This is a genomic window from Azovibrio restrictus DSM 23866 (assembly GCF_000429665.1).
GTDB lineage: Bacteria > Pseudomonadota > Gammaproteobacteria > Burkholderiales > Rhodocyclaceae > Azovibrio > Azovibrio restrictus.
On the sequence record NZ_AUCH01000002.1, the window covers coordinates 344,344 to 356,553 of the forward strand.

Sequence of the window (12,210 nt, forward strand, 5' to 3'; positions counted from 1 at the left end):
CCAATTAAATCGCGTTTCAAGGTAGCGACATGCTAGAAATCGAAATCGATGGCAAGAAGGCGCAAGTGCCCGATGGCAGTACGGTGATGGATGCCGCCCAGCAAATGGGCGTCTACATCCCCCATTTCTGCTATCACAAGAAGCTTTCCATTGCCGCCAACTGCCGCATGTGTCTGGTGCAGGTGGAAAAGGCGCCCAAGCCGCTGCCGGCCTGCGCCACCCCCGTCACCAACGGCATGAAGGTGTTCACCCACTCTGATCTGGCGGTTCAGGCCCAGAAGGGGGTGATGGAGTTCCTGCTGATCAACCATCCCCTGGACTGCCCCATCTGCGACCAGGGTGGCGAATGCCAGCTGCAGGACATGTCGGTCGGTTATGGCGGTATGAAGAGCCGCTACCAGGAAGAGAAACGCGTGGTGTTCCACAAGGATGTGGGCCCCCTGATTTCCATGGAAGAGATGAGCCGCTGCATCCACTGCACCCGCTGCGTCCGCTTTGGTCAGGAAGTCGCCGGCATCATGGAACTGGGCATGGCCAACCGGAACATGCACTCCGAGATCACCACCTTCGTGGGCCGCTCCGTGGATTCCGAGCTGTCTGGGAACATGATCGACCTCTGCCCGGTGGGCGCCCTCACGTCCAAGCCTTTCCGTTACACCGCCCGTTCCTGGGAACTGCAGCGGCGTCGTTCCGTCAGCCCCCATGACTCCCTGGGCGCCAACCTGATCGTGCAGGTCAAGCACGACCAGGTGATGCGCGTGCTGCCCAAGGAAAATGAAGCGGTCAATGAATGCTGGATCTCCGACAAGGAGCGTTTCGCCTACCAGGCCCTGAATTCCGACCAGCGTCTGACCAAGCCCATGGTGAAGCAGGGCGGTGAGTGGCGCGAAGTGCCCTGGAACGTGGCCCTGGATTATGTGGCCCACGGTCTCAAGGATATTTCCCGGGAGTTCGGCGGTGATGCCCTGGCAGCCCTGGCGGCGCCCAGCTCCACCCTGGAAGAACTGTATCTGCTGCAGAAGCTGATGCAAGGCCTGGGTTGCGGCAACGTGGATCATCGTCCCCGCCAGCAGGATTTCACCAGCGACGGCAAGCGGGTCGGTACTCCCTGGCTGGGCATGCGTCTGGCCGAGCTTAACAATCTGGATGCAGCTCTGGTGGTGGGTTCCTTCCTGCGCAAGGATCATCCCCTGATCGCCCAGCGCCTGCGTCAGGCCGTCCGCAAGGGGGGCGCCGCCCTGAGTCTGATCGATCTGTCCGCTGACGATCAGCTGGTGCCCCTGCATGCCCGCCTGACCGTGGCCCCCAGCCAGTTGGCCCAGACCCTGGCCGCCGTGGTCAAGGCTGCCGCCCAGCAAAAGGGTGTGGAGCTGCCCGCCGGTCTGGAAAACGTCCAGGTCTGCGAGCAGGCCAAGGCCATGGCCCAGAGCCTGATCGAAGGCGAGAAGAAGGCCGTGTTCCTGGGCAATGCTGCCCAGCAGTCGGCTGCCGCCACCCAGTTGCATGCCCTGGGCCTGCAGCTGGCTCAGATCACCGGAGCCACTTTCGGCTTCCTGGGCGAGGCCGCCAACAGCGTCGGCGCCCAGCTGGCCTGGGCCCTGCCCACGGGCGCCAATGCCCGGCAGATGTTCGAACAGCCGCGCCAGGGTTATGTGCTGATGGGAGTGGAGCCCGAGTTCGACTGCGCCAATCCGCAGCAGGCCCTGGCTGCCCTGGCCCAGGCCAAGATGGTGGTCCTTTTCTCCGCCTTCAAGCATGAGCCCGCCCTGGCTTACGCCGACGTGCTTCTGCCCATGGCACCCTTTACCGAGACCTCCGGCACCTTCGTCAATACCGAAGGGCGGATCCAGAGTTTCGCCGGCGTGGTCCGGCCGGCGGGCGATGCCCGCCCGGCCTGGAAGATTCTGCGGGTCCTGGGCAATGTGCTCGATCTGGAAGGCTTCGGCTACAACACCAGCGAAGAGGTCCGGGATCAGGTGCTGGGCGGGGCGAGCGAGTTCGCTACCGGCCTGGATAACGGCCTGAACGGTGTCACCCTGCAGTTGCCCCAGGCAGGGCAGGGGATGGAGCGCATCGCTGACGTGCCCATCCACTTTGCCGATCCCATGGCGCGTCGGGCTCCGGCCCTGCAACGTACTCGGGACGCAGCGGCGCCTGCCGCCCGCATGGCTGCCGCCACGCTGGCCCAGCTGGGCCTGCAGGCCGGTGACCTGGTCCGCGTCCGGCAAGGTCAGGGGGGGGCCGAGCTCGCCGCCGCCCTGGATGAAGGGGTGCCCGCCGGTTGCGTGCGTGTGGCTGCCGCCCATGCCAGCACCGCTGCACTGGGTGAAATGTTTGGTGCCATTTCCGTGGAGCGTGCCTGATGGATACTCTGATGCAATTCGGGACGGGCGTGTTCGGCACGGCCTGGCCGGCTGTCTGGACCCTGATCAAGATCGTTCTGATCGTGGCTCCCCTGATGCTGGGCGTGGCCTACCTGACCTACGCCGAGCGCAAGGTGATCGGCTACATGCAGGTGCGTATCGGCCCCAACCGGGTCGGTCCTCTGGGCCTGCTGCAGCCCATCGCCGACGGTGTGAAGCTGCTGCTGAAGGAAATCGTGGTGCCTTCCGGGGCCAACCGTTTCCTGTTCGTGATCGCGCCCATGCTGTCCCTGGCGCCGGCTCTGGCGGCCTGGGCCGTGGTGCCCTTCACCGATACCCTGGTGCTGGCTGACATCGATGCCTCCCTGCTGTATATCCTGGCCATTGGTTCCATGGGGGTTTATGGCGTGGTGCTGGCGGGTTGGGCCTCCAACTCCAAGTACGCCTTCCTGGGCGCCATGCGCGCCGCGGCTCAGATCGTGTCCTACGAAATCGCCATGGGCTTTGCCTTGGTGGTGGTGCTGATGGTGTCCGGCAGCCTGAATCTGGTGGACATCGTCCAGAGCCAGCAGAAGGGGACTTTCGCCGACATGGGCCTGAATTTCCTGTCCTGGAACTGGCTGCCGCTCCTGCCCCTGTTCGTGGTGTATTTCATCTCCGGCGTGGCGGAAACCAACCGGGCGCCCTTCGACGTGGCTGAAGGCGAATCGGAAATCGTGGCCGGCTTCCATGTGGATTATTCCGGTATGGCCTTTGCCGTGTTCTTCCTGGCCGAATACGCGGAAATGATTCTGATCGCCACCCTGACCAGTTTGCTGTTCCTGGGCGGTTGGTCCTCCCCGGTGGCTTTCCTGCCCGACGGTATCGTCTGGCTGCTGGCCAAGATCTGTTTCATGCTGCTGTTCTTCCTCTGGTTCCGGGCCACGTTCCCCCGGTACCGTTACGACCACATCATGCGTCTGGGCTGGAAGGTGTTCATTCCCCTGACGGTGGTTTGGCTGTTTGTGGTGGGCATCTGGATGATGTCTCCCTTGAATATCTGGAAGTGAGGCGAGTTTCATGGGTGCAATGAAGGAAATCTTCAACAGCCTCCTCCTCAAGGAGTTGCTGAAGGGCATGTCGGTGACGGGCAAGTATTTCTTCGCCCGCAAGATCACCGTGCAATACCCCGAGGAAAAGACGCCGCAGAGTTTCCGCTTCCGTGGCCTGCATGCCCTGCGCCGCTACCCCAACGGGGAAGAGCGCTGCATTGCCTGCAAGCTGTGCGAAGCCATCTGTCCGGCCATGGCCATCACCATCGAGGCCGAGCCCCGGGATGACGGTTCCCGGCGCACGACCCGCTACGACATCGACCTGACCAAGTGCATCTTCTGCGGCTTCTGTGAAGAGGCTTGCCCGGTGGATGCCATCGTCGAGACCCGGGTGCTGGAATACCACGGAGAGAAGCGGGGCGACCTGTACTACACCAAGGCCATGCTGCTGGCCAATGGTGATCGCTATGAATCCCAGATCGCGGCCGACCGCGCGCTGGATGCCAAATATCGCTGACAGGGCCGGATGATGGATTTCAAGACCACTGTATTTTTCTTTTTGTCGGCGATCCTGATTTTCGCCGGCCTGCGCGTCATCACGGCCCGCAATCCGGTCCATGCCGTGCTGCACCTGATCCTGGCTTTCTTTACCTCGGCCGGTCTGTGGCTGCTGCTGCAGGCGGAGTTCCTCGCCATGGTGCTGGTGATGGTTTATATCGGCGCGGTGATGGTGCTGTTCCTGTTCGTGGTGATGATGCTCGACATCAACCTGGACCAGCTGCGCCAGGGTTTCTGGAAGTACCTGCCCCTGGGGGCAGTGATCGGCATCCTGATCGCCATCGAAATGGGTATGGTGCTGGGTAGCCGCTACTTCCAGGTGCTGGATTCCGAAGTCCCCGGGGTGGCAGCCAATGCCTCCAACACCCGGGAACTGGGGGCGCTGCTCTCCACCGATTACGTCTATCCCTTCGAACTGGCTGCCGTGGTGCTGCTGGTGGCCATCGTGGCTGCCGTGGCCCTGACCTTCCGCGGCCCGAAGAAGACCCGCTACACCGATCCCGCCGCCCAGATTCGCGTCAAGGCAGCTGATCGTGTGCGTGTCGTGAAGATGCCGGTTGAAAAACAGGATTGAAAATTGCATCGCCGCTCCGGGGAGGGGCGGCGGCACTGAGAATACGGGGAGGTACCTTGCTTAGCTTGTCCCACTTTCTGATTCTGGGCGCGATCTTGTTCGCGATCAGCATCGTCGGCATCTTCCTCAACAGGAAGAACCTGATCGTCCTTCTGATGGCCATCGAGCTGATGCTCCTGTCCGTCAACATGAACTTCGTGGCCTTTTCCCGCTACATGCAGGACCCGAACGGGCAACTGTTCGTGTTCTTCATCCTGGCGGTGGCGGCCGCCGAGGCAGCTGTGGGCCTGGCCATCCTGGTCCTGCTGTTCCGCAATCTGAAGACCATCCACGTGGATGACCTGGATAGTCTGAAGGGCTGATGAACATGGAAATGCAGAAACTTTACTTGCTCGTGGCCCTGGCCCCCCTGTTCGGGGCGGCGGTGGCCGGTCTGTTGTGCCGGGTGATTCCGCGCTGGCTGGGCCATACGGTGACCATTGCCGGGGTGGCGGTGTCCTTCATTGGTTCCGTGCTGGTGTTCCAGGACGTGATGGCCGGCAACACCTTCAATGGTCCCGTCTATACCTGGATGACCACCGGCGACTACAGCTTCCATGTGGGCTTCCTGATCGATTCGCTCACCGCCACCATGATGCTGGTGGTGACTTTCGTGTCCCTGATGGTGCACATCTACACCATTGGCTACATGCATGAGGATCCCGGTTATAACCGTTTCTTCAGCTACATCTCGTTGTTCACCTTCTCCATGCTGATGCTGGTGATGAGCAACAACTTCATGCAGCTCTTCTTCGGCTGGGAAGCCGTGGGCCTGGTGTCCTACCTGCTGATCGGTTTCTGGTACACCCGTCCCACCGCCATCTTCGCCAACATGAAGGCCTTCCTGGTGAACCGGGTCGGTGACTTCGGCTTCATCCTGGGTATCGGCCTGGTGCTGGCTCACTTCGGCTCCCTGGATTACGCCACCGTGTTTGCCAAGGCGCCGGAATTCGCCAACACCACCATCAATATCTGGGGTGCGGCCGACTGGTCCCTGATGACCGTGGTCTGTATCTGCCTGTTCATCGGCGCCATGGGTAAGTCTGCCCAGGTTCCCCTGCATGTGTGGCTGCCTGACTCCATGGAAGGCCCGACCCCCATTTCCGCCCTGATTCACGCGGCAACCATGGTGACGGCCGGTATCTTCATGGTGTCCCGCATGTCGCCCCTGTTCGAGATGTCCACCACAGCCCTGTCCTTCGTGCTGGTGATCGGTGCCATCACTGCCTTGTTCATGGGGTTCCTGGGTATCATCCAGAACGACATCAAGCGGGTGGTGGCTTATTCCACTCTTTCCCAGCTGGGGTACATGACCGTGGCCCTGGGCGCTTCCGCCTACTCCGTGGCCGTGTTCCACCTGATGACCCACGCTTTCTTCAAGGCTCTGCTGTTCCTGGGCGCCGGTTCGGTGATCATCGGCATGCACCACGATCAGGACATGCGCAACATGGGCGGCCTCCGGAAATACATGCCCATCACCTGGATCACCAGCCTGCTGGGTTCCCTGGCCTTGATCGGCACGCCCTTCTTCGCCGGCTTCTACTCCAAGGATTCCATCATCGAAGCGGTGGCTGCCTCCCATATCCCGGGTGCCGGCTTTGCCTACTTCGCCGTGCTGGCCGGGGTCTTCGTGACGGCCTTCTACTCCTTCCGCATGTATTTCCTGGTGTTCCACGGGGAAGAGCGGTTCGGCAAGGCTCATCACGACGAGCATACGGGTGACCACGACGACGAGGAGGTGTCTCATGACCATCATCACGGTCTGGCCCCCGGGCAGAAGCCCCATGAGAGTCCCTGGGTGGTGACCCTGCCCCTGGTGCTGCTGGCCATTCCTTCCGTTCTGATCGGTTATGTGGCGATCGAGCCCCTGCTGTACGGCGGTTACTTCGAGGGCGTCATCCATATCGATAAGGTGGCCCATCCGGTCATGGAGGAACTGGCTCACGAATTCCACGGCCCCCTGGCCATGGTGGCCCATGCCTTCAGGACGGCGCCGTTCTGGCTGGCCTTGTCCGGCGTGGTGGTGGCCTGGTTCTTCTACATGAAGCGCCCTGACATTCCGGCTGCGATCCAGCGTCGTTTCTCCGGCCTCAATGCCATCCTGGAAAACAAGTATTTCTTCGACAAGATCAACGAAACCGTCTTTGCCGGTGGCGCACGTCTCCTGGGACGTGGCCTGTGGCGGGGAGGGGACGTGGCGGTCATCGACGGTTTCATCGTCAATGGCTCTGCCAAGGTGGTTGGCTGGATGGCGGCAGTGGTCCGTTACTTCCAGACCGGCTATGTCTATCACTACGCTTTCACCATGATCATCGGCCTGTTGCTGCTGCTGACCCTTTGGGTTCGCGTCTAAGGTAGAACGGCAAGGAAAAACATGTCTTATCCCCTGCTTTCTCTCGCAATCTGGATTCCGATCTTTGCTGGCCTCCTCGTGCTGGCAACCGGTTCCGACCGCAACGCTCCCATGGCGCGCGTCATCGCCCTGTGTGGCGCGATTCTCGGCCTCCTGGTGACTTTCCCGCTCTACAGCGGCTTTGACAGCAGCACCAGTGCCATGCAGTTCGTGGAACTGGTGCCCTGGATTCCCCGCTTCAACATCAACTACCACCTGGGCGTGGATGGCATTTCCATGCTGTTCGTGATCCTCAACAGCTTCATCACCGTGATGGTGGTGCTGGCTGGCTGGCAGGTGGTGGAGAACAAGGTGGCCCAGTACAACGCGGCCTTCCTGATCATGTCCGGCCTCATGAACGGCATCTTCTCAGCTCTCGACGGGATGCTCTTCTATGTGTTCTTCGAGGCTTCCCTGATCCCCCTGTACCTGATCATCGGTGTCTGGGGCGGACCGAACCGGGTCTATGCGGCCATCAAGTTCTTCCTCTACACCTTGCTGGGTTCCCTGTTGTTCCTGGTGGCCCTGCTGTACCTGTTCATCCAGTCCGGTGGCTCCTTCTCCATCCTGGACTGGCACCAGCTGCCGATCGCCATGGGGGCCCAGATCTGGATCTTCCTGGCCTTCCTGATCGCTTTCGCGGTCAAGGTGCCCATGTTCCCGGTGCATACCTGGCTACCTGACGCCCACGTGGAAGCACCCACCGGCGGTTCCGTGGTGCTGGCGGCCATCGGTCTGAAGCTGGGGGCCTACGGCTTCCTGCGCTTCTCCCTGCCCATCGCCCCGGACGCTTCCCAGGAGCTGGCCGGCCTGGTCATCGCCCTGTCCCTGATCGCGGTGGTCTATATCGGTTTCGTGGCCCTGGTCCAGGCCGACATGAAGAAACTGGTGGCCTACTCCTCCATTTCCCACATGGGCTTCGTCACCCTGGGCTTCTTCATGTTCAGTGCCATGGGGATCGAAGGGGCCCTGGTGCAGATGATTTCCCACGGTTTCGTGTCCGGCGCCATGTTCCTCTGTATCGGCGTACTCTACGACCGCATGCACAGCCGCCAGATCGCCGATTACGGCGGTGTGGTCAATACCATGCCCAAGTTCGCCGCGTTCTTCATGCTGTTTGCCATGGCCAATGCAGGCCTGCCCGCCACCTCCGGTTTCGTGGGTGAGTTCATGGTGATCCTGGCTGCGGTCAAGTTCAACTTCTGGATCGCCTTTGCTGCCGCTTCCACCATGATCGTCGGCGCCGCCTATACCCTCTGGATGTACAAGCGGGTGATTTTCGGCGACGTGGCCAATGACCATGTGCGGGAACTGAACGACATCAATGGCCGGGAGTTCCTGATTCTTGCCCTGCTGGCGCTTTGTGTGCTTGGCATGGGTCTTTATCCGCAACCGTTTACGGAGGTGATGCATGCATCGGTCAATGACCTCCTCCGTCACGTTGCCATCACCAAGATTCAATAATCGGTAGCCGACATGTTCAACGATTTTGTCGCCCCCAGCCTGTACCCCGCAGCGCCGGAAATCTTCCTGCTCTTCATGGCATGCGTGATCCTGCTCGTGGATCTCGGAGTCAAGAGTCCCCGGCGTACCCTGACATTCGTGCTCACCCAGCTGACCCTGCTGGGCTGTGCGGCCATTACCCTGCTGACCAGCAATACCGAGGTGGTCTACACCTTCAGCGGTATGTTCGTCGATGACATGATGGCCGACCTGCTGAAGCTCCTGGTCTATGGCGCCGTGATGCTGGCCCTGTTCTACTCCCGCGAGTATATCCAGGACCGCCAGGCCATCCCCAAGGGCGAATACTTCGTCCTGGCCCTGCTGGCGACGCTGGGCATGCTGGTGATGATCTCGGCCAATCACTTCCTGACCCTGTACCTGGGCCTGGAAATGATGTCCCTGTCCCTGTATGCCATGGTGGCCCTCAACCGGGAGAGCGCCATCTCCACCGAGGCCGCCATGAAGTACTTCATCCTCGGCGCCCTGGCTTCCGGTCTGCTGCTGTACGGCATGTCCATGATCTATGGTGCCACGGGCTCCCTGGAGATCACCGAAGTGGGTGAGCGTCTTTACACCTACTCGGTGGACAAGAGCGTACTGGTGTTCGGCATCGTGTTCCTGGTGGCGGGTCTGGCTTTCAAGCTTGGGGTCGTGCCCTTCCACATGTGGGTTCCCGATGTGTACCACGGCGCTCCCACTTCCGTGACCCTGTTCATCGCCGCCGCCCCCAAGCTGGCTGCCTTTGCCATCGTGATGCGGCTTCTGGTGAGCGGTCTGATCACCCAGGCTGCCGACTGGCAGGGCATGCTGATCGTGCTGTCCGTACTGTCCATGGGTATCGGTAATCTGGTGGCCATCGCCCAGACCAACATCAAGCGCATGCTGGCCTATTCCGCCATTTCCCACATGGGCTTCATGCTCCTGGGTATCGTCACCGGCGTGGTGGGCGGTGATGCCCGCTTTGCCCTGAATGCCTACAGCTCTGCCATGTTCTACGTGGTGACCTATGTGCTCACCACCCTGGCGGGTTTCGGCCTGATCATGATGCTGACCCGGGCTGGCTTCGAATCCGACGAACTGGATGACTTCAAGGGCTTGAACAAGCGCAGCCCCTGGTTTGCCGCAATGATGATGTTCGTCATGCTGTCCATGGCCGGCATTCCCTTCTTTGTGGGGTTCTTTGCCAAATTCTCCGTGCTGCAGGCGGTGGTGGCTGCCGGCTACTACTGGCTGGCCGTGGCCGCGGTGCTGTTCTCCCTGGTGGGGGCTTTCTACTACCTGCGCGTGGTCAAACTCATGTACTTCGATGAACCCAAGATTCAGGAGCCCATCGAAGGTCCTCTGTTCATCAAGGTGCTGGTTTCCGCCAACGGCTTGGCGGTGGCGGCTCTTGGCTTGTTCCCCCAGTTCCTCATGTCCTTGTGTGCCTACGCCTTGATGCGTTCCCTGACCTGAGCCGGCTGTAATTAAACAACGCCCCGCAACGCGGGGCGTTTTCATTTGAGGAGTCACCATGTCTATCTCCATTGATCCGCCACTTGATGCCCTGCATGAAGCCCAGCTGGATTCGCAGGTGGTATTTCAGGGGCGTCTGCTGGAAGTCCGCAAGGACAGGGTCCGTCTACCTGATGGTGCGGAGTCCGCCCGGGAGTACATCGTGCATCCTGGTGCGGTGGTGATCGTCCCGGTGCTGGACGATGGCACCCTGTTGTTCGAGCGGCAGTTCCGTTATCCCCTGGGGCGCAGCTTTCTGGAGCTTCCTGCAGGCAAGATAGATCCCGGTGAATCCATTGAAACCACGGCCACCCGGGAATTACTCGAGGAAACCGGGCATGAGGCCGGGGAGTGGCGGCATCTGGGTACCCTGCATCCCTGTATCGGGTACTCCAATGAGCGCATAGAAGTCTTCCTGGCGCGCAAACTGCGGCGGGTTTCGGCTCCCAGACTCGATGAGGGGGAGTTCCTGGAAATCTTTACCCTGTCCCCCGAAGCCTGTCGTCAGGGGATACGGCAGGGGGATATCACTGATGCTAAGACCATCACCGCCCTGTACATGGCTGAATTGCATCAGGGCATCTGAAACTCAACCGTCGGTGACCACCAGGTTGCGCCCCCGCTTCTTGGCTTGATACATGCGGCTGTCGGCTACCAGAATCAGGGCGTGGCAATCGGGGGTGTTGTCCTGGAGCCGTTCCGCCACCCCGATGCTGGCGGTCAGGTCCTCTCCATCGGGGCGCAGGCCTAGGCCGGCCTGGCGCAGCCGGGCGAGGGCAATGTCAGCCTGACGGATGTCCGTATTGGGCATGATCACGAGAAACTCCTCCCCGCCCCAGCGGACCAGGATATCCCCGCTCCGGAGCATGCGGCTGATGGCGGCGGCGGCCTGCTTCAGCATCTGGTCCCCGGCTTCGTGGCCGAAGCGGTCGTTGATGGATTTGAAGTGGTCGAGATCCAGAAAGGCCAGGGACAGGGGGGTGCTGCTGCGGGCTGCAATGCTGAATTGAAGCATGAGCAGTTCCTCCCCGCTGCGGCGGGCAAAACTGCCGGTCAAGGGATCCCGCACGGCCTGGCGCACCAGGGCAACCATGAAAGCCAGCTGGCTCATGCCGGCCAATGTGGACACGCCGGTCAGGAGCGCCAGCAGCCAGAACGCACCCGCAAAGGAGGGCCAGTCCAGGGTGGTCCAGTTCAAGGCACCGGATAGCCCCTGGGCAATCAGTATGGGACTGGCGAGAATCAGGTTCTCCGCCACACTCAAGGGAAAGATGGAGAGCCCGGCCAGCAGGACAAAAGGCAAGAAGGCATAGCCGGCGGCCATGGCCGCTGAAAGGCCGGTCAGGTCAAAGGTGGCGAGCACCTGGTGTGATGCAAGATAAAACGCCGTGGGGATCAGGAAGAGTATGCCCAGGGCCCGATAGGCATCCGGGAGGCTGCCGTCGGGTTTGTACAGGCTGACCAGGGCGAAAAAGGCGAAACAGGCCAGGAGCCGTAGCACGGCCAGGGACAGCCATAGGTTAAGGGGAAATACCACGTAGTCCACCAAGCTCCACAGGGGGGTCAGCACCGCGAACAGGAACGCAATGAAGCGGGTACGGTTCACGATCATGGTGGCCCGCCGGGATGTCAGCAGGGGTTGGTGCCTGAGGGGACTCAACAGCCAGGGGAATTCCTCTGGCCTGAGCTCATTGGCCATCAGGGCGGGAATGCGACGCCAGCCGGTGGAACCATGTTTGGTGTCGTGGGGTTTTAAAGGCATCAGGTGATTTGTTCCGTGCAGGACTCTGCCGCTGGAAAGGCTCCAGCTTCAGCCATTAGCCTAGAGAATACAGCACTTTGCCGGAGCCCTTGCGATCAAGAGCAGCGCCCATCTTCGGATATCAAGAAGAGGGGCACCAGAAAGTTGCGAGAAGTAGTTGACAGTGGATTTAGATGCTGTAGAATGCGCAGCTCGTTGCCGCTGAGCGGTTCTGGAAAAAAGTGATTAATCAATGGGTTAGCGCTTTTTCTGGGGTGTTTGGAGGTGATTTTCTGGTTGTTGAGTGGTTTTGAAGAAATTTCAAAAAATGCTTGACAACAAGAAACGGTGCTGTAGAATGCGCACCTTCGCTGAACGCGGTGCGGTAAGCGAAACAAACGAAGCGAAGCGCTTCGATGATCTTTAAAAACTTGGACAATCGATAAGTGTGGGTGCTTTGAGGTGGGTCGAAAGACCTGTTTTAGAGCAAACACACAGTTAAGAAATTAACTGTC

10 protein-coding genes are annotated in these 12,210 nt (G+C 60.5%); 9 read left to right on the forward strand and 1 reads right to left on the reverse strand.

The window, feature by feature from the left end; genetic code table 11:
• Positions 1–29 precede the first annotated feature (29 nt).
• From nuoG to G474_RS0103630, 9 genes are read left to right on the forward strand one after another with little or no spacing between them, the layout of a single operon-like run.
• A complete protein-coding gene (gene nuoG, locus G474_RS0103590) occupies positions 30–2,363 on the forward strand; it encodes an NADH-quinone oxidoreductase subunit NuoG (protein WP_026685784.1) in 2,334 nt (777 codons plus the stop codon).
• 11 nt (positions 2,364–2,374) lie between these two features.
• Positions 2,375–3,412, forward strand: coding sequence for an NADH-quinone oxidoreductase subunit NuoH (gene nuoH, locus G474_RS0103595; RefSeq protein WP_425386868.1), 1,038 nt, complete (start codon positions 2,375–2,377; stop codon positions 3,410–3,412).
• 10 nt (positions 3,413–3,422) lie between these two features.
• A complete protein-coding gene (gene nuoI, locus G474_RS0103600; RefSeq protein WP_026685786.1) occupies positions 3,423–3,911 on the forward strand; it encodes an NADH-quinone oxidoreductase subunit NuoI in 489 nt (162 codons plus the stop codon).
• 12 nt (positions 3,912–3,923) lie between these two features.
• Positions 3,924–4,526: an NADH-quinone oxidoreductase subunit J gene (locus tag G474_RS0103605; RefSeq protein WP_026685787.1), complete on the forward strand. Its 603-nt coding sequence runs from the start codon at positions 3,924–3,926 to the stop codon at positions 4,524–4,526.
• Between the two features lie 56 nt (positions 4,527–4,582).
• The gene (gene nuoK, locus G474_RS0103610; RefSeq protein WP_026685788.1) at positions 4,583–4,888 is read left to right on the forward strand and encodes an NADH-quinone oxidoreductase subunit NuoK; all 306 of its coding nucleotides are present in this window, start codon (positions 4,583–4,585) and stop codon (positions 4,886–4,888) included.
• A 5-nt stretch (positions 4,889–4,893) separates the two neighbouring features.
• Positions 4,894–6,918, forward strand: a complete 2,025-nt coding sequence (gene nuoL / locus G474_RS0103615; RefSeq protein WP_026685789.1) for an NADH-quinone oxidoreductase subunit L — start codon at positions 4,894–4,896, stop codon at positions 6,916–6,918.
• 21 nt (positions 6,919–6,939) lie between these two features.
• Entirely contained in the window at positions 6,940–8,421 is a 1,482-nt protein-coding gene (locus G474_RS0103620) for an NADH-quinone oxidoreductase subunit M (protein ID WP_026685790.1), read from the forward strand.
• Positions 8,422–8,433: 12 nt separating this feature from the next.
• Positions 8,434–9,915: an NADH-quinone oxidoreductase subunit NuoN gene (gene nuoN, locus G474_RS0103625; RefSeq protein WP_026685791.1), complete on the forward strand. Its 1,482-nt coding sequence runs from the start codon at positions 8,434–8,436 to the stop codon at positions 9,913–9,915.
• A gap of 58 nt (positions 9,916–9,973) precedes the next feature.
• Positions 9,974–10,540, forward strand: a complete 567-nt coding sequence (locus tag G474_RS0103630) for an NUDIX domain-containing protein (protein WP_026685792.1) — start codon at positions 9,974–9,976, stop codon at positions 10,538–10,540.
• Between the two features lie 3 nt (positions 10,541–10,543).
• Here the strand turns inward: G474_RS0103630 and G474_RS19380 are convergent, their stop codons facing one another.
• Positions 10,544–11,716 carry a GGDEF domain-containing protein gene (locus tag G474_RS19380; protein WP_051281782.1) on the reverse strand — a complete coding sequence of 391 codons (1,173 nt, stop codon included), beginning with the start codon at positions 11,714–11,716 and terminating at the stop codon, positions 10,544–10,546.
• Positions 11,717–12,210: the final 494 nt, after the last annotated feature.

Coding starts and splice junctions, on each gene's coding strand:
- nuoN (WP_026685791.1), top strand. CDS start 8,434: ATGTTCAACGATTTTGTCGCCCCCAGCCTGTACCCCGCAGCGCCGGAA.
- nuoI (WP_026685786.1), top strand. CDS start 3,423: ATGGGTGCAATGAAGGAAATCTTCAACAGCCTCCTCCTCAAGGAGTTG.
- G474_RS19380 (WP_051281782.1), bottom strand. CDS start 11,716: ATGCCTTTAAAACCCCACGACACCAAACATGGTTCCACCGGCTGGCGT.
- nuoH (WP_425386868.1), top strand. CDS start 2,375: ATGCAATTCGGGACGGGCGTGTTCGGCACGGCCTGGCCGGCTGTCTGG.
- nuoG (WP_026685784.1), top strand. CDS start 30: ATGCTAGAAATCGAAATCGATGGCAAGAAGGCGCAAGTGCCCGATGGC.
- nuoL (WP_026685789.1), top strand. CDS start 4,894: ATGGAAATGCAGAAACTTTACTTGCTCGTGGCCCTGGCCCCCCTGTTC.
- G474_RS0103605 (WP_026685787.1), top strand. CDS start 3,924: ATGGATTTCAAGACCACTGTATTTTTCTTTTTGTCGGCGATCCTGATT.
- G474_RS0103620 (WP_026685790.1), top strand. CDS start 6,940: ATGTCTTATCCCCTGCTTTCTCTCGCAATCTGGATTCCGATCTTTGCT.
- G474_RS0103630 (WP_026685792.1), top strand. CDS start 9,974: ATGTCTATCTCCATTGATCCGCCACTTGATGCCCTGCATGAAGCCCAG.